This is a genomic window from Nitrosomonas supralitoralis, assembly GCF_003011925.2.
Taxonomy (GTDB): domain Bacteria; phylum Pseudomonadota; class Gammaproteobacteria; order Burkholderiales; family Nitrosomonadaceae; genus Nitrosomonas; species Nitrosomonas supralitoralis.
Genome location: NZ_PXXU01000036.1, coordinates 16218 through 36651 on the forward strand (window position 1 = coordinate 16218; position 20434 = coordinate 36651).

Annotated in this window: 24 protein-coding genes; 10 read left to right on the forward strand and 14 right to left on the reverse strand. The window is 43.0% G+C overall.

Annotation, left to right across the window (positions count from 1 at the left end):
- Window positions 1-35: 35 nt before the first annotated feature.
- The 7 genes from C7H79_RS11595 to flgB all read right to left on the reverse strand — a co-directional run bounded on the left by C7H79_RS11595 (window position 36) and on the right by flgB (window position 5145).
- On the reverse strand, window positions 36-632 hold the full coding sequence (locus tag C7H79_RS11595; protein WP_309477328.1) for a flagellar basal body L-ring protein FlgH: 597 nt from the start codon (window positions 630-632) through the stop codon (window positions 36-38).
- A gap of 145 nt (window positions 633-777) precedes the next feature.
- A complete protein-coding gene (flgG, locus tag C7H79_RS11600; protein ID WP_106707426.1) occupies window positions 778-1560 on the reverse strand; it encodes a flagellar basal-body rod protein FlgG in 783 nt (260 codons plus the stop codon).
- Window positions 1561-1587: 27 nt separating this feature from the next.
- The gene (gene flgF / locus C7H79_RS11605) at window positions 1588-2331 is read right to left on the reverse strand and encodes a flagellar basal-body rod protein FlgF (RefSeq protein WP_106707427.1); all 744 of its coding nucleotides are present in this window, start codon (window positions 2329-2331) and stop codon (window positions 1588-1590) included.
- A 28-nt stretch (window positions 2332-2359) separates the two neighbouring features.
- Window positions 2360-3634: a flagellar hook protein FlgE gene (gene flgE / locus C7H79_RS11610; protein ID WP_106707428.1), complete on the reverse strand. Its 1275-nt coding sequence runs from the start codon at window positions 3632-3634 to the stop codon at window positions 2360-2362.
- Window positions 3635-3647: 13 nt separating this feature from the next.
- Window positions 3648-4316: a flagellar hook assembly protein FlgD gene (locus C7H79_RS11615; protein ID WP_106707429.1), complete on the reverse strand. Its 669-nt coding sequence runs from the start codon at window positions 4314-4316 to the stop codon at window positions 3648-3650.
- Window positions 4317-4326: 10 nt separating this feature from the next.
- A complete protein-coding gene (gene flgC, locus C7H79_RS11620; RefSeq protein WP_106707430.1) occupies window positions 4327-4731 on the reverse strand; it encodes a flagellar basal body rod protein FlgC in 405 nt (134 codons plus the stop codon).
- 3 nt (window positions 4732-4734) lie between these two features.
- Window positions 4735-5145, reverse strand: coding sequence for a flagellar basal body rod protein FlgB (flgB, locus tag C7H79_RS11625; RefSeq protein ID WP_106707431.1), 411 nt, complete (start codon window positions 5143-5145; stop codon window positions 4735-4737).
- 219 nt (window positions 5146-5364) lie between these two features.
- Between flgB and flgA the strand changes: the two genes are divergently transcribed.
- The 5 genes from flgA to pbpG all read left to right on the forward strand — a co-directional run bounded on the left by flgA (window position 5365) and on the right by pbpG (window position 8729).
- Entirely contained in the window at window positions 5365-6090 is a 726-nt protein-coding gene (flgA, locus tag C7H79_RS11630) for a flagellar basal body P-ring formation chaperone FlgA (protein ID WP_242447263.1), read from the forward strand.
- A gap of 136 nt (window positions 6091-6226) precedes the next feature.
- Window positions 6227-6505, forward strand: a complete 279-nt coding sequence (locus C7H79_RS11635; protein WP_106707433.1) for an acyl carrier protein — start codon at window positions 6227-6229, stop codon at window positions 6503-6505.
- Between the two features lie 96 nt (window positions 6506-6601).
- Window positions 6602-6970, forward strand: a complete 369-nt coding sequence (locus C7H79_RS11640; protein ID WP_106707434.1) for an Mth938-like domain-containing protein — start codon at window positions 6602-6604, stop codon at window positions 6968-6970.
- 203 nt (window positions 6971-7173) lie between these two features.
- A complete protein-coding gene (locus C7H79_RS11645) occupies window positions 7174-7401 on the forward strand; it encodes a hypothetical protein (protein WP_106707435.1) in 228 nt (75 codons plus the stop codon).
- Between the two features lie 437 nt (window positions 7402-7838).
- Window positions 7839-8729: a D-alanyl-D-alanine endopeptidase gene (gene pbpG, locus C7H79_RS11650; protein WP_242447264.1), complete on the forward strand. Its 891-nt coding sequence runs from the start codon at window positions 7839-7841 to the stop codon at window positions 8727-8729.
- On the opposite strand, the gene C7H79_RS11655 is transcribed toward pbpG, so the two are convergent.
- Window positions 8726-10231: a carboxypeptidase M32 gene (locus C7H79_RS11655; RefSeq protein ID WP_106707436.1), complete on the reverse strand. Its 1506-nt coding sequence runs from the start codon at window positions 10229-10231 to the stop codon at window positions 8726-8728. The genes pbpG and C7H79_RS11655 overlap by 4 nt on opposite strands.
- A 120-nt stretch (window positions 10232-10351) precedes the next feature.
- On the opposite strand from C7H79_RS11655, the gene hemJ reads away from it, so the two are divergent.
- Window positions 10352-10765, forward strand: a complete 414-nt coding sequence (hemJ, locus tag C7H79_RS11660) for a protoporphyrinogen oxidase HemJ (protein ID WP_106707437.1) — start codon at window positions 10352-10354, stop codon at window positions 10763-10765.
- Window positions 10766-10809: 44 nt separating this feature from the next.
- On the opposite strand, the gene C7H79_RS11665 is transcribed toward hemJ, so the two are convergent.
- The 5 genes from C7H79_RS11665 to ligA are packed head-to-tail and all read right to left on the reverse strand — an operon-like array spanning window position 10810 to window position 15187.
- Window positions 10810-11277: a hypothetical protein gene (locus tag C7H79_RS11665; RefSeq protein WP_147383598.1), complete on the reverse strand. Its 468-nt coding sequence runs from the start codon at window positions 11275-11277 to the stop codon at window positions 10810-10812.
- Window positions 11278-11311: 34 nt separating this feature from the next.
- Entirely contained in the window at window positions 11312-11845 is a 534-nt protein-coding gene (def, locus tag C7H79_RS11670) for a peptide deformylase (protein WP_106707439.1), read from the reverse strand.
- Window positions 11835-12581 (reverse strand): S-methyl-5'-thioinosine phosphorylase, encoded by a 747-nt coding sequence (locus C7H79_RS11675; protein ID WP_106707440.1) that lies wholly within the window; start codon window positions 12579-12581, stop codon window positions 11835-11837. The genes def and C7H79_RS11675 overlap by 11 nt, the downstream gene beginning before the upstream one ends.
- A gap of 19 nt (window positions 12582-12600) precedes the next feature.
- Window positions 12601-13146 (reverse strand): hypoxanthine-guanine phosphoribosyltransferase, encoded by a 546-nt coding sequence (locus C7H79_RS11680; protein ID WP_106707441.1) that lies wholly within the window; start codon window positions 13144-13146, stop codon window positions 12601-12603.
- A gap of 13 nt (window positions 13147-13159) precedes the next feature.
- Window positions 13160-15187 carry an NAD-dependent DNA ligase LigA gene (gene ligA, locus C7H79_RS11685; protein ID WP_106707442.1) on the reverse strand — a complete coding sequence of 676 codons (2028 nt, stop codon included), beginning with the start codon at window positions 15185-15187 and terminating at the stop codon, window positions 13160-13162.
- A gap of 121 nt (window positions 15188-15308) precedes the next feature.
- Here ligA and C7H79_RS11690 point away from each other — a divergent pair, with 121 nt between their 5' ends.
- Window positions 15309-16148 carry a DUF2914 domain-containing protein gene (locus C7H79_RS11690; RefSeq protein WP_106707443.1) on the forward strand — a complete coding sequence of 280 codons (840 nt, stop codon included), beginning with the start codon at window positions 15309-15311 and terminating at the stop codon, window positions 16146-16148.
- Window positions 16149-16187: 39 nt separating this feature from the next.
- Window positions 16188-16733 carry an NUDIX hydrolase gene (locus C7H79_RS11695; RefSeq protein WP_106707444.1) on the forward strand — a complete coding sequence of 182 codons (546 nt, stop codon included), beginning with the start codon at window positions 16188-16190 and terminating at the stop codon, window positions 16731-16733.
- A 103-nt stretch (window positions 16734-16836) separates the two neighbouring features.
- On the opposite strand, the gene C7H79_RS17990 is transcribed toward C7H79_RS11695, so the two are convergent.
- Window positions 16837-16986: a hypothetical protein gene (locus C7H79_RS17990; RefSeq protein ID WP_172592426.1), complete on the reverse strand. Its 150-nt coding sequence runs from the start codon at window positions 16984-16986 to the stop codon at window positions 16837-16839.
- 95 nt (window positions 16987-17081) lie between these two features.
- On the opposite strand from C7H79_RS17990, the gene C7H79_RS11700 reads away from it, so the two are divergent.
- Together C7H79_RS11700 and C7H79_RS17995 are read left to right on the forward strand one after the other, a co-directional pair.
- The gene (locus C7H79_RS11700) at window positions 17082-19400 is read left to right on the forward strand and encodes a hypothetical protein (protein WP_106707445.1); all 2319 of its coding nucleotides are present in this window, start codon (window positions 17082-17084) and stop codon (window positions 19398-19400) included.
- Between the two features lie 358 nt (window positions 19401-19758).
- Window positions 19759-19929, forward strand: coding sequence for a hypothetical protein (locus C7H79_RS17995; protein ID WP_172592427.1), 171 nt, complete (start codon window positions 19759-19761; stop codon window positions 19927-19929).
- Window positions 19930-20434 lie beyond the last annotated feature (505 nt).

Below are 20434 nucleotides of genomic sequence, written 5' to 3' on the forward strand. Positions count from 1 at the left end.
CTTCTCTAAGAAATCAAATACTCGTATCAAAACAGTCAAAAAGGGGTTGCATTCAGAAAAAATCGTGACAGCCATCCCATTGTTTGTGCTTCATCAATATAACCATTGGCGCGGTATTCAATGCGTGCATCAGCAATCTGTGTTGATGAGATGGTGTTTGCCAGGACATGTATTGGATTGACTATGCCGGAAAGCCTTATGAACTCTTGCCCTTGATTTATTCCAATTTGTTTCTCACCACTGACAACCAGATTGCCATTTGGCAGCGCTTCTATCACCGTTACCGTAATTGTCCCTACAAAATTATTCTTACTGGAGCTTTCACCGCTGCCATCAAAATTATTGTTGGATTTAGCTTCAACAGTGGCATGTTTTTTCAACAATCCCACGGGTATCCCTAGAAGACTTGGAACCGAAAAATCAATACTTCCAGTACGACCCACATTACTGCCTGAGCTCTTACTCGCATTTGTTCGCTCATTCAAGGTAACAATGATCGTATCGCCAACACTTCTTGCGCGCCGATCTTCAAATAAAGGGGTATAGCGAACACCATTCGTTGTACTATTTAGACCTTGCAAGATGGATCCATTTGGCTGGATGACTGCCTGGCTTTGATGAAATGGACGCATGGAGTTGGGTTGATGCGTAACTGTTGCTGGAATGGCTGTACAGCCCGACGCAAATATAAAGAATATCAATACGTATAGATATCTGTATTGATTGTTTACCAACAGTCGACAGTTAATCATCTTCCGATTCCCGTTAATTTACCAATTATAGTTGCGCCAGTCTTTGCAACATTTGGTCTGATGTTTCAATCGACTTGGAATTCATTTCGTAAGCACGCTGCGTCTGAATCATATTAACCAATTCCTCCACCACGCTTACATTCGAAGTTTCAACAAACCCTTGATCCAGAATCCCCAGGCCATTTGTGCCCGGCGCATTCTGATTGGGCGTTCCGCTGGATGCCGTTTCCATATAGAGATTTTCACCCATTTTTTGCAATCCAGATGGATTAATAAAACTTGCCAATTGAATATTGCCAAGCTGTATCGGTGCAGTAGCACCGGGTACTGTTGCAGATACCGTACCATCTCGCCCAATAGTGACAGTCTGTGTATTTGGTGGAACAACAATTGCCGGTTGTAACATATACCCACTGGATGTTACAACTTGGCCATTAAGGTCCAATTGAAATGCCCCATCACGAGTATAGGCTGTGGTACCATCAGGCATCAAAACTTGAAAGAAACCCAATCCTCGGATTGCGACATCGCGTGAATTATCAGTTGGTTGTATTATTCCTTGACTGAATATACTTTCAGTAGCAACCGGTTTTACGCCTGTACCGAGCTGTAAACCGGAAGGTAATTGAGTTTGTTGCGAAGACTGAGCACCTGGCTGACGCAATGTCTGATACATTAAATCTTCAAATACTGCACGAGATCGCTTAAAACCATTAGTATTGACGTTCGCCAGGTTATTGGCGATAACATCCAATTTGGTTTGCTGCGCTTCTAAACCCGTTTTGGAAATCCATAATGAACGTATCATTTGATTGCTCTCTTTAGTTTATTGTTTTCATGCTCTTACAACCATAATCTGACTTGCCTGTTGTGCATTGCGATCCGCATTTTCCAACATCTTCATTTGCATATCGAACTGACGAGCCAGAGCGATCATACTGACCATCTCATGTACAACATTCACATTACTACCCTCCAGTGCGCCATCAATAAGCCGAACTCTGGCATCTGCAAGCGCTTCTTTACCATCTTTCTGACGAAACAGACCATCCGCACCTTTTACAAGATTTTCCTCTGAGGGATTTACTAATTTAATTCGCCCAACTATAGCCACAGTATTTGGCAATGCATTGAGCGGAACCGTCGATACAGTTCCATCCACACCGATAGTAACGCGCGTGTCCGGCGGAACAGAAATAACCCCCGCATCACCTTTAACTTTCAATCCATTTTGGGTTAACAGTAAACCGTTTGGACTGACTTGCAAGCTGCCATTACGGGTATACGCCTCTTCACCATTATCAAGTTGCACGGTAATCCATCCAGGGCCACGAACAGCAACGTCAAGATCACGTCCAGTTGTCTCTATCGGGCCAGTAGTGAAATCGGAGCCTGTCGTTGAATCCACAACAAAAGCTCGTGTCGGTAATCCATCGCCATATAATGGAACAGCGCGAAATGCATTGGTTTCAGAACGATAACCCGTTGTCGATGCATTCGCGAGATTGTGCGCAACGGTCGCCTGTTGATTCAGCGTATGGTTTGCGCCAGTCATCGACGTGTAAATAAGTCGGTCCATGAATTCTTACTCAGCTCGGGAGAGAAAATTAAAGATTAACCAAGGTTTGTAAAACTGCATCCTGAGTTTCAATTGTCTTGGCATTCGCTTGATACATCCGCTGCGCAGTAATCATTTTTACCAATTCAGCGGTTAAATCCACATTGGCAGCTTCAATTGCAGATGGCTGAAGCGCTCCTAATGTTCCCGAGTTTGGCTGGCCAACCAGGGGCTGACCTGAACTGGGAGTTTCTATCCAACGACCATCGCCAATAGGATTTAAACCCTGTGGATTAACAAAATTTGCCAAGACAATTTGTCCCAGCGATCTATTCTGTCCATTGCTATAATTTCCTTGAATCACGCCATCGGCACCTGTTGTAAAACCAGCCAGCCGACCAGATGCATATCCATCACTCTGTGATAAATTAACGCCAAAATTAGATCCAAATTGGGTGGCTGTAGTTAGATCCAAAGCGAAAACCAAGGGGGAACCTGCTCCCAGTGTCGGATCAATGGTTGCCAAATCAACCGACACGTTAAAAGGTGCAGCAGGCGCAGTCAAAGCTCCATTGCTATCAAACGTTAATGTTACTGAAGCAGCGCCGTTTAGAGTAACTCCAACAGGAACGCCCGTTGTTGGATCAACTGCACCATCGACACTCGCATACATATTCCATGTATTGGCAGTTGTATCCGATTTCTGAAAATAATAAGAAAAAACATGATCATTCCCCAGACTATCGAAGAACGTTCCAGATCTTGTTTGGTTAAAGCTCCTGATATTATTTGCATCAAAAGTAGCCACTTCAGGTGCTGTTGCATTTGATGGCAAATTGAAACCCAAGTTGAAAGATGATGTGATTTTGGGAGGAATATCAGATGTAATAAATTTCAGATTAGTGGGTTGAGCGGAGTTTATATTTCCATCTATATCTGCCGCATATCCGGTTACATTTGTCCCACGAGCATCCGTTAAAAATCCATTGCCATCAAGACGGAATTGACCATTTCGAGTATAACTAATTTCACCGTGATCACTCATGCGGAAAAAGCCTGGTCCATTTATCGCCATATCCAATGGATTATTGGTTGCTGCTATATCTCCCTGGTTAAATGATTGGGCGACTGTGGCTACTCGCGTGCCCGCACCTATCTGAGTACGGGAAGATCCAGCACCATCCATAGAATTGGCAAATATATCGGTAAATTGAGCTTGAGCTTGTTTGTACCCAACAGTATTCGAATTGGCAATATTGTTACCAACAACATCCAGATTTGTCGATGCCACATTTAAACCGCTTAATCCTTGTTGAAAACTCATCATCTTCTCCTAATCAAAATACCTGCTTAACGTCAGCTAAACTAACCAATCCCAACTCATTACCCATATCTAGAAGCGTTCCCAATTCTCCATGGGAAACGCTATTTACTTTACCAAATGAAAGTGTATTGATTTTTACGTCCTTATCACCCTGTTTTGCAGTTACTGCAAAGGTATAATCACCGGCAGCAGCTTTAGCGCCACTATCTGTCACGCCATCCCAAGCAAGGGTGCTAATGCCTTGCGGTTGCACACCAAGATCCATTTTGCGAATGGCAATTCCAGAACTATCAAGTATCGTTACACTGACTTGATCAACCGATTGAGCTAATTCAATCCCAGCTATGGCACCATCCTCATCTAAAGCTATTGACTTACCGGGAACAAAAGCACTATGTCCAATCATTCCCAACGCCTCTAATGATCGACTATCATCACTGCTGGAAACCAATTGCTGCAATGTTGAATTTAATTTATCGATACCTGTCACTGTGCTAATTTGCGCCAATTGACTGGTGACTTCAGCGTTATCCAGCGGTTTCAATGGATCCTGATTTTTCATTTGAGTAACTAGAAGCTTCAAAAAGCGATCTTGTGGATTTTCAGCTACTTTTTTAGTATTCGTGCCTGCTGTGGCTCCCGATGAGATTGCTTGTGAACTGGCTTGTTGAACTGTATTCATTGAAGCTCCTTTATTGACCTATGGTCAGAGTTTTTTGTAGCAGTGATTTAGTCGTGTTCATCATATCGGCACTATTTTGATATGAACGTGAAGCTGACATCATATTAACCATTTCATCGACGACATTGACATTCGGCATCGTTACATAACCATCTTTGTTCGCAAATGGATGATTAGGCTCAAATACTTGCCGCATCGGTGAAGGATCGTGGATCACTCCTGCAACCTTAACTCCACTCGCCCCATTGGCTTCCGCGCGTAATGTACTAAAAACTACTTGACGCCCACGATAAGGCTCACCGGTTGAACTTGTTACACTATCCGCATTTGAAAGATTACTCGCTACCACATTCAATCGTTGCGACTGCGCAGACATAGCCGAACTCGCAATACCAAACACATTAAATAACGACATTTTTTATCTCTCCTGCATGGCTAATGATAATTGTCTAAATTCAGCATTAAGAAATGTAATGCTCGCATCGTATTTAATTGCGTTGTCAGCAAATCGAGTACGTTCCATATCCATATCAACTGTGTTTCCATCTGCGCTGGGTTGTAAAGGAACACGATATAAAATGTTGTCACCAAATAACCCAGCTGCAGAGGAATTAATGTGCATTGACGATGTCGTATTAAGGTTTACTTTTTTCAGGTCTGCAGTTGAGGAAAGCTTTGCTTGAAGCATACTGGCAAAGTCAATATCTTTTGCCTTAAAATTAGGGGTATCGGCATTGGCAACATTGCCTGAAAGTAATTCTTGCCTTGCAACCCTTAAACTTAAAGCGTTATGGTGATAATTTAATTCTTTATCAAGTTTGTTAATCATCTTTTAAATCGCCTTAATCAAATAACTTTCTATTCATCAATTAGCATTTAACATGCCAACTATAGTAAATGTTCTGAACGATAGACAAATCAACAATAAAGACAAGAAACAGACGTTATCTTTAAGCATGGTTACTATTGCCCAAGTTTAACATGTAGGTATAGCGGCAATATTTGCCGTAAACGGCAAAAACGAAAGGACGAGTGGACAAATAAATTTATGATACGTTACCTAATGCTAAATCTTTGCCTGCCCATGATAGTGCTTATATTCTTTTCTTCCCATGTATTGGCATCTCGACACAGTACGGCTCCTCCTAATCAAGAGCTTTCTCAAATAAGAAATGCAATTGAGAATTTCATCTACAGCAATACAGCAACACTACCCGGCCAAGTAATTGTGAATGTCGGTCAAATTGACAAACATTTAACGCTTCCAATATGTCCGCAATTAGAGCCTTTTATTCCGGCAGGCAATCGCTTATGGGGAAAAACTTCTATTGGCGTTCGTTGTAATAGCGAGTTTGCAACTTGGATCATATACGTGCAAAGTGAGATAAATGTAATGTCGAATGTATTACATACCGCACGGCCTATCTCTATTGGACAAATCATGACTTATGAGGATATAGCGCCTCAGAATGTCAATTTGGCACAACTGCCCGAAGGCATACTCACTGATGCCTCACAAATAGTCGGTAAAGTTGCCGCAACCAATCTACCTGCCGGTCAACCGCTGCGTCCACAAATGCTTCGCGCTCCTTTTGTAATCCTGCGTGGGCAAACCGTCAATCTAGTTGTACAAGGTCGCGGATTTAATATCCAATCGGAAGGACAAGCATTAGCTGATGCAACAGATGGTCAGGTAGTTCAAGTCCGTAATAAATCAGGGCGAATCATCAGTGGACTGGCACGCCCCAATTCGATTGTCGAAATAAGGCCATAATGAATAGTCAATAGAATTATTTCGCATAAAAACAACCAGACGCTAAAAACTTTCATATATATCAGTGATAATGAATCGAATCAGATTTATAATTATGAATTGCACTGAAATACCTAATAACAAATAATTTTTTACTGTGATTAAATTAAACCATACCCTTGAAGTTAAAAAAATTCTGACTGACACATTGGGATTAGGCAAACGGCTTGATGCAATGGAACCAGATGCGAGATTGCTCGGCAGTATCCCTGAGCTTGATTCAGTTGCAGTCGTTACGATTATCCTGGCTTTAGAAAAGGAATTTTCCATTTCAATCAAAGATGACGAGATCAGTACCAAAACTTTTGAAAAACTTAGTTCATTGGTTAACTTAGTAGAAGTAAAGCTGGCTGAGAAAAGTAAGCAGCCAGCTTAGATCTGCTTCAAAAACGCATACACGATGTTGGTTGTAATCTAGTTTAATTCATGCATAATCGTTATCGATACGATTAAATTATTATGGAGCGCAACGTTGAAATTACACCTTGCTAATTTCTCTCATCAGTATATTTTCACAGGATATGGTGACGGGTATGTAGTAATCAATCAAATAAGATATGAAAAGAATTTGATTGTATTGCCGGATAAGCTGATTGAAAACTGGCCGGTTATTTCAGTTTCTGAACTTGAAATTCAGCATTTCGAACATTTGTTGCCTCAGGCACCTGAAATCATTGTTCTAGGAACAGGTATCTCACATAAATTTCCACATCATTCTTTGTTGAGCCAAGTAGCCAAAATGGGTGTTGGAATTGAAGTTATGGATACAAAAGCTTGCTGCCGCACTTATAATATATTGGTTGAAGAGGGGCGACGTGTCGCAGCGGCTCTACTTATATAACAAAATAATCAGTTTAATTAATTCTGTAATCACTATAAGTCGGTTTTAACTTCACCAATCACAAAAGAGTGTTCATTCACCATTTCTTTATTATAAGTTTTAAAAAGAAATGGCCATTACAGTCATGATTGTGATAAATTCATGGTTGGTAAGTCAGGTATATAAAATTGGCTTCCTTCATAACATTAATATAGGAGTTGAAAATGAGCAAGTTTTTGGTCGCTGCAATCGGTTTAGTTTTTTTACTGGGATCTTCTGTCACTATGGCAAGCGGAAACAAAGAATCTTCCATGCCACCGATGGCTGCCCAGGACATCTTGAATAAAATGGCATGTGCAGACAAAAAAGACGGTGAAAAAATCAGAGATCGCACTGATGGTGAAATGGTTACCTGCCCAGCTAAAATAAAACAACCAAATTTTGGTAAATAATAATAAGCTAGTTGCAAATCGTTAATAAATAGGTCAAGCTAGGATAGAAAAGCTTTTTTCTGCTTCATCTACATAAATCGAGTAGATTGAATAGAGAATAAAAAAATTAAGCAACTGTCAGCTTGGCCTATGTTTTGTTATACCAAACGAAAGAAATAAGTCTCGTAGTACACTGATAATCAATTAGCAAACCGAATGCTATTCCTATGGATTGTATCATTGAGATCATCCGACACAACTACCTAAGATAATTTATCAAGACAATCATTTAATTACATAACAAATCATTATCTAAATCAATAGAATTTCTACTAGAAATTAGCACACCATAAAAATATTTTGATAATAAAACTTTTAAATGATAATTTTCTCGCTCATAAAATGTGTGAATTGATATTAACTTAATTTGCAATTTTTATTCAATGAGAGGGAGAAGAGTGAAACAAATATTTATTTTATCTTGCATCTTATTTTTTTATGCGGGTAATTTACTGGCACAAAAAAACAGTCTGGATATCAAGTCTCATGCTGCGCTTGTTTTTAACGCAAAGAATGAGCATGTCATTTACGACAAGAACGCCGATAAGGTTATGCCCATTGCTTCGATCACCAAGCTGATGACTGCCATAGTCACACTTGATGCACGTTTATCGCCGAATGAAATCCTCTCGATAGAAAATGCTGATGTCGATAAGTTAAAGTACACGACTTCTCGACTACCTGTAGGCAGCAAGCTTTCTCGGCATGAATTGTTGAAACTGTCGCTCATGTCCTCAGAAAACAGGGCTGCGGCGGCACTAGGTCGCACCTATCCCGGAGGCACCAAGGCATTTGTGAATGCCATGAACATTAAAGCCAAACAACTTGGTATGTTTAACAGCCAATTTGTTGAACCTACCGGATTAAGCAGTAATAATGTAGCAACCGCGCGCGATTTAGCAAAGCTGGTCGCGGCTTCCAACAGCTATGCAATTATCCGTGAATTTTCCACCACATCGCAACATTCCGTATCGCCAGGAAACAGGCGCGGCCCGTTGCAATATGTCAATTCCAATAGTTTGGTACGTAGCCAAAACTGGACTATCGACGTTTCCAAAACAGGCTATCTGAATGAAGCCGGGCGCTGTTTAGTCATGCACACCAAAATTTCTGGACAGCCCGTTGTCATTGTGCTTCTCAATTCGTGGGGTAAAAATACGCGGATCGGAGACGCAAATCGTGTCAAAAAATGGATTGAAAGCAATCAGGTAGCAAGCAAGAATAACAAAAATGAATCAGACCAGAAACTTTTGCTTACTGCAAAACCGACCCTCAGTAAAAACCATTAACCCAGCTGATAAATTTCACCGTATTTAGTTTTTAAGTAACCAATAAAATGATCCGGATTCAAAGCTTCACCTGTCACACGCTGCACGAGTTCTTGCGGCGTGTAAAGTCTGCCTTGACGATGAATTTTTTCGTTTAACCAGACTTTAATCGGTGCAAAATTACCTGAAGCAATGTTTTTTTTCGTATCAGGCTGCTCCCGAAGTAATGTGTTATAAAATTGGCATGCATACATCGCGCCCAATGTATACGAAGGAAAATACCCAAATGCCCCTCCGCTCCAATGCGAATCCTGCAATACACCCAACGTATCAGAGGGCGGCTTAATTCCAAGATATTTCTGCATCGATTCATTCCAAATCTCCGGAAGATCATCAACTCGCATCGAACCTTCAAACAGGCCCTTCTCGATTTCATAGCGCAATATGACATGCAAAGGGTAAGTCACTTCATCTGCTTCCACGCGAATCAAATCCGGCTTACAAGTATTAATCGCGCGATAAAACGAATCCACGTCAGCAGATTTTAGATTTTCTGGAAATGCTGCGCGGATCGTATCGAAATAATGCGAGCAAAACGGCTTGCTTTGCGCAACCATGCGCTCCCAGAACAATGACTGGGACTCATGAATTCCCATCGTCAAGGATTCCGAAGCGGGCACATCTCCCAACTCATGTGGACGCCCCTGTTCGTACAATGCATGACCGGTTTCATGAATCACAGAATACAATGATTCGATAAAATCACTATCCTTATAACGTGTCGTAATCCGCACATCAGTCGGATGACTGCCGCCGCAAAAAGGGTGCACCGACACATCAATACGCCCTTGAGCAATATTAAAACCAATGTCCTGGCTGATTGCACGTGCCAGTGCTTCCTGCTTATCCAGTGCAAACCTACCCTGCAAGAATGATGTATCTGGCTGCAGAGGTTGACTCTGAATGGCTTCAATCAACGGGATCAATTCCTGTTTCAGACACTCAAAGATGGGTGTGATCATATCCATTGTTGTACCGCGCTCGAACAGATCAATATTGGCATCATATGGCTTCAACTCCGGCGATATGCGCTGCGCCCATTCTGTCTTTAATTCCAGAAAACGCTTCAACACCGGCGCAAAATCGGAAAACTTATTCTCTTGCCGCGCTATCACCCAAATCCCCTGCCCACGCGAACCCAGTTCTGCCAACTCCTGCACCAACCGCTTCGGCACCTTGGTTTCCAATTCATAACTATGCAGTGCTTCGCGGATATTGCAGCGCTCCACCTCATTCAAATGATCAAAATTCTTTTCTTTCAGTTCATTCAGACAATCCCCCAACGCAGGATCGGTCATGCGCTCATGAATCACCCCTGCCAGCGCTGCAATCTGCTTCGCGCGGGCTTCACTGGCACCTGCAGGCATCATCACTTCCTGATCCCACCCCAGCGTGCTCATCACACCATTCAAATGAGTAATCTCTTCCAGTTTCTGAACTAAATTTTGATAATGTCGATCCATAGTCATTCCACTCTTTAATCAAAATACTAACAATTACACATAATCCCCTAATCTCAGGGAATAGCGCTAAAATCACAATCTCCATTTCGTACAACTTTAACACTAATCATTCACACAAACATGCTCTGGATAAAATCACTGCACATCATTTTCATGGTCACCTGGTTCGCAGGATTATTCTACCTGCCACGCTTATTCGTCTATCACGCCCAATGCGAAGATCAGCCCGGCAATGAGCGCTTCAAGATCATGGAACGCAAACTCTATTATGGCATTATGACCCCCGGTGCGGTTCTCACCGTGGTGTTCGGCGTGTGGCTGTGGCTGGGTTACGGTTTCTCCGGCAGTTGGTTATATGCCAAACTGGCATTGGTATTGATATTGATTGTTTATCACTATTACTGCGGGAAATTTGTCACGGCGTTTAAAAACGACGCCAATCGGCATGGTCATGTGTTTTACCGCTGGTTTAATGAATTTCCGGTGCTGATTTTGTTTGCGGTGGTGATATTGGTTGTTGTCAAACCGGATTGAGCGCAGGTGATTTCTAATATTTAGCTTGATCATAATGTCACAATTCAGTAGCTAATATTAAGATATTTTCTAAATTTCTGTTTCGCTGGCTCGAATTGTTGTGTTAGCCAATTAAGCTCAGCATGCATTCCGTCACAAACTTTTTGATGATCATATCCATCTGGCTTAGCCTGTGTGGAATCGCGGTATTCCTCAGTCCAATAGCAAAGCTTCACACCATGTTGATATATTTCCTCGATATATTTTGAGATCTCTGATTCAAATAGAAAATCTGCTTCAGAAACAGCTTTACGAAATTTCAAGAGATCGTCATAACTCGCTCTTGCATCTCGAGCAACTATGCCAAGAATCTGTCGGACTTCCTCATATACTTTTAGTCGCCGATCATAAAGATCAAGAAATAGTTTCTGTCGATTTAACTTCCATTGCTGATATGCAATGTATGTTGTAACCACGGCAATTAATGGTGTCAATAACGCCTTCGAGATTTCGACAAGCTGCTCAGTGCACATATAAACCAACAAATATTAGATATATCGTATAAACCTACTCATCCACAACCATCTGCCCCGGAAACAACACATCCGTAAACCCAAATAAACGAAAATCCTTGATCCGCATCGGATACAAAATCCCCTGCAAGTGATCGCATTCATGTTGCACCACGCGTGCATGAAACTCGCTGACCGTGCGGTCGATTGCTTTACCATATTGATCGAAACCTTGATAACGCAGATGCGCATAGCGTGGCACCACGCCGCGCAGGCCCGGTACGCTCAGACAACCTTCCCAGCCATCTTCTTTTTCATCGGATAACGGTGTCAATTGTGGATTTAATAAAACCGTAAAAGGCACTTCATCGGCATCGGGATAGCGCTGATTCTTTTTAAATCCGAAAATAACTACTTGCAAGCTTACGCCAATCTGGGGTGCCGCCAGACCTGCACCGTGCAAATACTCCATGGTTTCCTGCATATCCTGAATCAGTGCGTGCAGTTCCGGGGTATCGAATTGTTCGACAGGTTTGGCTACTTGCAGCAGCAAGGGCTCACCCATTTTGAGTACTGGTTTAATGGCCATCGCAACTCACCACATGTTCTAGAATGTTTCTGACTCCGACCATCGCCTGTTCCAGCACTGCATAAATCTCCTTCAATGGAATGCTGCTCACGTTCGTGCCTCGTCCAGCAGCATAATTGGCCACCACGGCAATGCTGGCGTAATTTAAGTCCAGTTCCCTGGCCAGCGCGGCTTCCGGCATGCCGGTCATGCCCACGATATTCGCGCCATCGCGTTCCAACCGATTGATTTCGGCAGCCGTTTCAAGTCTGGGGCCCTGCGTCGCGGCATAAACCCCGCCATCGAGAACAGCTTCCCTGGCATTTTTCGCCGCTTGCAGCAGCAATGCGCGAGTCCGTTGGCTATACGGCAAAGTCATATCAATATGCGTGACCGGTTTCTCTTTGCCTTCAAAAAAAGTGAAACTGCGCCCATAAGTATAATCAATAATCTGGTCCGGAATCATCAACCGACCTGGTGTCAGGTCGGCGCGAATACCACCTACCGACGCCACGGCGATGACATGCGACGGTTTCAATGAATGTAGCGCCCATAAATTCGCGCGATAATTGATCGCATGCGGCGGAATCGTGTGCCCGTGTCCGTGCCGAGCCAAGAAAACGATGTTTTCATTTTTCATTTTGCCAAACGTCAACGGACCGGAAGGTTCGCCATAAGGTGTGCGTATGATTTGTCGGTGTGATATTTCCAAACAGGATAATTGCGTCATTCCACTACCGCCAATAATTGCAAACATAGCTCTCCCAGTTCCAGTTTCAATTCTTTACTGCATAAATGGCAGGTAAATTCCGCCACGCGCCGTGTATATCCATGCCAAACCCAAAAACATAGCGATCCGGGACGACCAGTCCAACAAAATCAGCTTGAAGTGATTTCGGCTTGCTCGTTTCTTTTTCAGCAAATACCGCACTATAAAATGCTTTAGCGCCATTTTCCAATACTTTGTCACGAATAGCAGCAAGCGTAATGCCTTCATCCAGAATATCATCCAGTACCAAAATAACCCGATTTTTGACACTTTCTCCGGGCTCCACCCGCCATTGAATTTTTCCACCTTGCAACTGATTGTTATAACGTGATAAATGTAAATAATCAAAGTCCAGCGGAAACGAGAGTTGTGGTAACAGTTGCCCTGTGAATACCACCGCACCGCCCATCACGCATAGAACCAGTGGCTGCTGCCGCGATAACAATTGCGTGATATCCAGCGCCATGCGATGTACCGTTCGCGCGATAGTTTGCTTGGAATAAATTAATTCAGCATTATCCATAACTTGTTGCGCTTGTTGATAAGTCAGCATGGTAATTTCAACATTATTTCAGTAATTCGAGCAGTCCCGTTTCATCAAGCACAGAAATGCCTAAACTCAGCGCCTTGTCGTATTTGCTGCCCGGATCCGTACCCACGACAACATAATCTGTTTTCTTCGAAACACTGTTACTGACTTTGCCACCCAGCGCTTCAATTTTTTCTTTTGCTTCTTCGCGGCTCATGGTGGGTAGTGCTCCGGTCAACACAAACGTCTTGCCATGTAATGGTTGCATTCCAACGACTAAAGTGGATATTCCTTCATGCTCATCCCAGCGCACTCCACAGGCACGAAGTTGCTCAATCACTTCGCGGTTATGTGCCTCGGCAAAAAAATCCGCGATACTTTGTGCAACCACCGGACCGATATCAGGAATACATTGCAAACGCTCACTACCGGCTTCGATCAGCCGGTCGAGGCTGCCCAAATGCGCTGCCAATTCCTTTGCAGTTGCTTCTCCAACGTTGCGGATTCCCAATGCGTAGATAAATCTTGATAATGTTGTATGCTTACTTTTTTCTATCGCGCGCAGGATATTACTGGCTGATTTCTCCGCCATTCGTTCCAGATTAGCCAGTGCGCTTAATCCTAATTTATACAAATCCGCAGGAGTGCGCACAATCGCTTGATCAACTACTTGTTCAACCAGTTTATCGCCCAAACCCTCAATATCCATCGCCCGGCGTGAAGCAAAATGCAATATTGCCTGTTTGCGTTGCGCCGCGCAAAATAATCCGCCGGTACAGCGCGATACCGCCTCATCTGCATGCTGCACTGCTTTAGCGCCACACACCGGACAATGCTCCGGCATCGTAAAAATCTGTGTGTCAGCTGAACGTTTTTCCAGTACCACGGATACAATTTCCGGAATCACATCGCCCGCGCGGCGCACGATGACGGTATCACCAATGTGAACATCCTTGCGCTTAATTTCATCCGCATTGTGTAAAGTGGCGTTGGTGACGGTCACGCCACCGACAAACACCGGCTTTAAGCGTGCAACCGGCGTCAAAGCACCGGTTCTGCCAACCTGTACATCAATACCTAGCAACTGCGTCACTGCTTCCTGGGCCGGAAATTTATGCGCTAGCGCAAAGCGTGGCGCTCGCGACACAAATCCCAACTGCACCTGTTGTTTCAAGGAATTGACTTTATACACCACCCCATCAATATCATAGGGCAAGCTCTCACGCCGCATCTCAATCGTTTGATAATACGCCAATAATTCTTGGAATCCTCTAACCACGTTACACTCCTTGGCTACGGGAAAATGCAACAATGTAAGGTAAGCCATTACATGACTGTGCTTATCCAGCGGCATGTGGCTATCTTGATATTCTCCAACACCGTAAGCAAAGAAAGTTAAACGCCGGGTTGCGGTAATTCCAGGGTCCAGTTGACGCAATGACCCTGCTGCTGCATTGCGCGGATTGGCAAACTCTTTTTCACCTTTAGCCAATTGGCGTTGATTCAAATTCAGAAAATCCGCTTTCAGCATTAACACTTCGCCCCTTACTTCCAGCAATGACGGTGGATTTTCGACTGGAAGCGACAAAGGAATCGATTTAATCGTTCTCAGATTCAACGTGATATCTTCACCAGTGTAGCCATCGCCACGTGTTGCTCCGGTTTTAAAAACACCATCCTCATAGCATAAGCTGACAGCCAGCCCGTCAAATTTCGGCTCTACCGCATATTCGACGCTATCTACCGATAATCCTTCACAAACACGGCGATCGAATGCTGCCACTTCCGCATCTTCAAACGCATTACTCAGCGACAACATCGGTATACGATGCACAATTTGCGAAAAAGCCTTGAGCGGCGCAGCACCAACGCGTTGTGTAGGTGAATCCGCCGTTATTAGCTGTGGATAGTCTTGCTCAATTTGCTGTAATTCGCGCAAGCGTTTATCGTATTCGGCATCAGCAATAGTTGGATTATCCAACGAATAATACCGGTAATTGTGCAGTTCGATCTCTGCACGTAAATCTTGAGCATGTTGTTTTATTTTCTCGATTTTTTCATTCATATCGAATAAGTATAACGAATACCAATGCAACGCGGTTTCAGTTCTTGATCAAAAATACTTTATACTGCGCATTGATCGAAAATTAATCCTGCGATTTCATCTTGTCTTTAAAAAGCACATCATGGGCAACAATAACAATACATTAAAAATCCGCATTCAAATTCAGCAAGAACCCCCACAAGCCATCGAGGAAATCTATCCTGAACCTGAAATCATTTATGAAGAATCGCTGGATTGGAAAAAAATTTCCATTGCTGCGCTCGCACTGCTGACTATTATAATCCTGATCGGTTATTTAATTTTTGGTAGCGAAAGCACTGAGAAACCCATAAATGATTCAATTATTTCTGCACCTGAAAACACGCTTCCTCCAGAAAAGCTTGAAATGGAACTCGACACACGCAATGAATCAACTGATGCTCAGCTTAATGCCTCAATCGCCACGCGCCACGACGCTCAATCAATTACGGCACAATCCCACAGCAACGGTATCAAGCCTAGGACAGTGATTGTTCCTGCCAGAAAGCCAGAAGCAAATTCTATTCCTTCTGTTACTAATCAATCCAGCGCATCCGATAGAAACATACCCAAAACCGCATCTAAAACCAAACCGCACCAGGCAGAGGATCACCCCGAGGTTCTCAGGGCATTGTTAACTCATTCGATTAAAGCACGCGAACCCGTTGACTCAATTGACACTATTCAATTACAGCCGGGTGAAAACAGACCTATCCATTTCTATCTGCAGCTCAAAAACCTGCAGGGGGAAAAAATTCGAGTTGATTGGTATTTTAATAACGAGCTGGATTCACAATTGTACTTGCAAGTGCACAATAACAATTGGCGTACTCACGCCACCAAGCAACTTGATCACGAACGGATAGGATCATGGCGTGTGGAATTAATTGATGGATCAGGAAATCAACTGGCAATCAGAGATTTTACTGTCACGCAAAATTAAATCTTTTGATATTACTGAACAAGCAAGTTAGGATTCGCCATGAAATATTGCAGCAACTGTAGTGCTACTGTTGAATTGATAATCCCTGAGGGTGATTCTCTCCCCCGCTATGTGTGTGGCACTTGTAATATCATACATTATCAGAATCCCAAGATGGTTGTTGGATGCATTCCTGAATGGGAAGACAAAATTTTATTGTGCAAACGTGCCATAGAGCCCCGTAAAGGCTGGTGGACTTTGCCAGCTGGCTTTATGGAGAATAATGAAACGCTGGCACAAGCCGCTGCAAGAGAAACTCTGGAAGAAGCTAATGCTCGAGTGGAAATAGGCGATCTATACGCTGTGTATAGCCTTCCCCATATCAGCCAGGTTTATGTTATTTTCAGGGCAAAACTGCTTGATCTCGACTTCAAGCCCGGGATAGAGAGTCTGGAAGTCAAACTTCTAGCCGAGCCAGAAATACCATGGGAAGAAATGGCGTTTAAAGTTATTCATGATCCGCTCAAGCAATACTTCAAGGAGCGTAATCAGGGAGTATTTAGCCTTCATGTCGGTGTAATTGACAAATCTCAGAATCCCGCCTAAATAGTCCTTTCTGAAAATCTCCTGCTCTACAATAATCTCATTTCCAGAATATACGTTTGTAGAGTGCTTCACTTTCTCCATGAACCGCAGCACAAGAAAAAATTTACAGCACATAATCACTTCGCAGGCAATGAATTACAAGAAAACCCAGATACAGTAACAACCTAAAACCTTTGTCTAACTGAGTGGCCGATACGGTCAGGACAATGCCCAAAACAGTCCGTTTGTCTGTAACGCCACAGCTTATCTTCATATCAACATCCATAACCTTGCGCAGACAGGAGAGTCCATGTAGGCTGCTAAGGTTTTTAATTGTCTTAAATCATATAGCTACAGAAAAAGGAAATTATGAATATTTTACATAAATGGCGTTTTTTCCGCTCTGGCGGTTTTGATCAGGTTCACTTAAATTCAAGCGCTGACTTGAAATCACTCAGCGAGCTTGATCCTAAGCTCTGGGCAGCACTGAGTTGCCCTACCGACAATCTGGAATTTGATTCTAAAACACTGGAATTCATTGATACCAATAAAGATGGTCATATACGAGTGCCAGAGATCATTGCAGCCGTGAATTGGACCACTTCACTGTTAAAGAATCCGGAAGATATGATTCGAGGATCAAACTCTCTTCCCTTGAACGCTATTGAAGATGAAACCGAAGAAGGTGCACTTTTACTAGCATCGGCAAAAGAAATATTGCTCAATATTGGCAAAGGCGAAGAACCCGCAATCACCGTTGAAGATACCGCAGACTTAAGTAAGATTTTTGCAAACACGAAATACAATGGAGATGGCATTATTCCTTCGAGTACCGCCCCAGACCCTAATACTCAAGCGGTGATTGAGGAAATCATTGATTGTATCGGCTCGGAGATAGACCGGTCTGGTTTGCCAGGAGTTTCTGAAGAAAAAGTCAAACAATTTTATACCGAAGCGAATGCTTTCTCTGAATGGTGGCGAGAAGCGGAAAAAGATTCAATTAACATACTGCTGCTGGGCGATGAGACGCAAACTGCTAAGACAGCTTTCGATCGGGTTAAGCTCAAAATTGATGATTATTTTACACGTTGCCGATTAGCAGAATTCGATCAACGAGCCAGTGATCCGCTGAATCCTGCGCTCACGGAATATGAGGCGTTGACCAGAAAAAATTTATCCGCTGATTCTGAAGAGGTTGCTGCTTTTCCATTGGCAAAAGTTGAAGCGAAAAAACCACTCCCGCTTGCTTCCGGAATTAATCCTGCCTGGATCGAAGCTCTGGCTGAATTTAAAGAGAAGGTTGTTATGCCGCTGTTAGGAAATAAAGATAATCTAAGTAATGGAGATTGGCTGGAATTATGCGATAAATTTTCTGCTTATCAGACTTGGCTGAAAGCAAAACGGGGCGCTGCTGTCGAGTCTTTAGGTATTAAACGTGTTCGCACCATTCTGTCAGGTGGATATCGCGAAAAAATCATGCTGTTGATTCAGAAGGACAAATCACACTCCGGCACTGCAGATGCCATCAATTCTGTGGAAAAATTAATTCGCTTTCATTGCTATCTTTTTCAGTTATTAGACAATTTTGTATCATTTCATGATTTTTACACCGCGCAGAACAAGGCAATTTTTCAGGCTGGAACGCTCTATTTGGATGGACGCAGCTGTGATTTTTGCTTGCATGTCACAGACATTAACAAGCACAGCAGCATGGCAAACCTAAGCGGAACCTATCTGGCCTATTGCGAATGTCAACGAAGTGACGATGAAAGTAAAAAAATGACCATTGTTGCAGCATTCACGAATGGCGATTCGGATAACCTGATGGTAGGTCGGAACGGCATTTTTTATGATCGCAAAGGTCAAGACTGGAATGCAACTATCGTAAAAATTATCGAACACCCCATCAGTGTCCGCCAAGCCTTGTGGTATCCGTATAAACGGATTGGCAAAATGATTGGTGAGCAGATCGAGAAAATAGTCAGTGCCCGAGAAAAGGCAATACAGAATCAGGCCGCTTCCAGCATAGTAAATACCACACAAACAATGGATACCGGAAAGGCATCACCTGCTCCGTTTGATGTGGGAAAATTTGCCGGTATTTTTGCGGCTATTGGTCTCGCCATTGGAGCTATCGGGACTGCGATTGCATCCGTCGTTACAGGATTTATCAGTTTAGTCTGGTGGAAAATGCCGTTGGTAATTCTTGGATTGTTTCTCTTGATCTCCGGCCCATCGGTTATTCTTGCATATCTCAAGCTGCGCAAGCGTAACCTGGCACCAATGCTGGATGGCAATGGCTGGGCGGTGAATACGCGCGCCATTATTAATATTCCATTCGGCACCTCACTGACAAAGATAGCCAGTTTGCCGCCCGGCGCCCAGCGATCGCTGATCGATCCGTATGCAGAAAAAGAACGTCCTTGGAAACTATATTTGTTTCTCATACTGCTGCTGAGTAGCATCATGTACTTCTGGATTAACGATTACTTTTACCAAAGTACTAGTGAAGACGCACAAAAACAACTCCCAGGCAAAAAAAGTGGGGCCATAGTTGAAAATGAAACCAAACTCGATGACGCCAGATCGAAGAATAAAGCTCCAGATGCACCCCAGTCCATGAACAGTTTAAAATCTGAATCGTCATCGGCGACAATTGTTCCATCACCAAAGCCAATCAATCATTGAAAAACTGATTTACAGAGTTTTAAACCATAAGCCTGAATTGATGCATTTCTTATCTCAAGCAAAATTAATAAAAAGCATCAATCTAATTGACTTAACTGCGAAAACGTGCGGTGGAGTTAATCACCCCTGTTTCATCAATATCTTGATAGTCAATAAAGTCTACTATCAGCAGGCTTTCAGGCTTTATACCATCTGGTTACGGCTCAAATTCATCTCCCGTTGTTGATCATGAAGGAATCATTGCGGTGTTTTCAGGGTTAACTGCAACCACCTACTCGCCCCTGAAGTATATCCAAGCATTGGATAGTAAGAATAAGTATTTTGTTTTCGCCGAGATTATCGGTGGCAATACCTTGGCATGAGTTTAACGAAGCCATCTCGATTCATTACACAAAAGCGCGGAGAACCGAGTGAGCCGTTCCAGTTGATGGCTGGGTTATTGATACTGAAGCAGTTAGAGAACTTGAGTAATGAAGCGGTGATTTTACGGCAGAAACGCATCTTTATTACCAGGTTTTTATTTGCCTGAGAAATCCTACTGCCAAAATAGCATCCTGGTTGACAAAAAAGAGCACGCTCAGACAAATTCCGTTTGCGCATGCCTGCCAATTCATCTCAAACCAGAATTTATACTTGGCAGCGCATAACTGATTGCTGAATTTCTGAGTAAGCTTTATCTACGAGACGACACAATGGGTTTTTCCAGGTATTTCACATTGATGCGCAATGAATTTGAAAATTACACCGTAACATGGCATGACTATTATCGACGTAAACAATGCTGGCCGGAAGCGCTATTCTGCCAGCGAAGACATAAAATGAAGCCGATGCGTGTATGGCATTATGAAAAAACACTGCATTCGTGATTCATAGGTCAATTTATAGAATTGACCTCATTACTCTCTCCCGTTAGCAATTTACAGTAAGACCATCTGAATATTGCTGACCTGTTTATCGTTGGGTAGGCCTTTTCGCGATAAAGCCATGAGATCACTCTTTCAGAAAAACTCGGCTGCATCAATCTCAAAATTAAT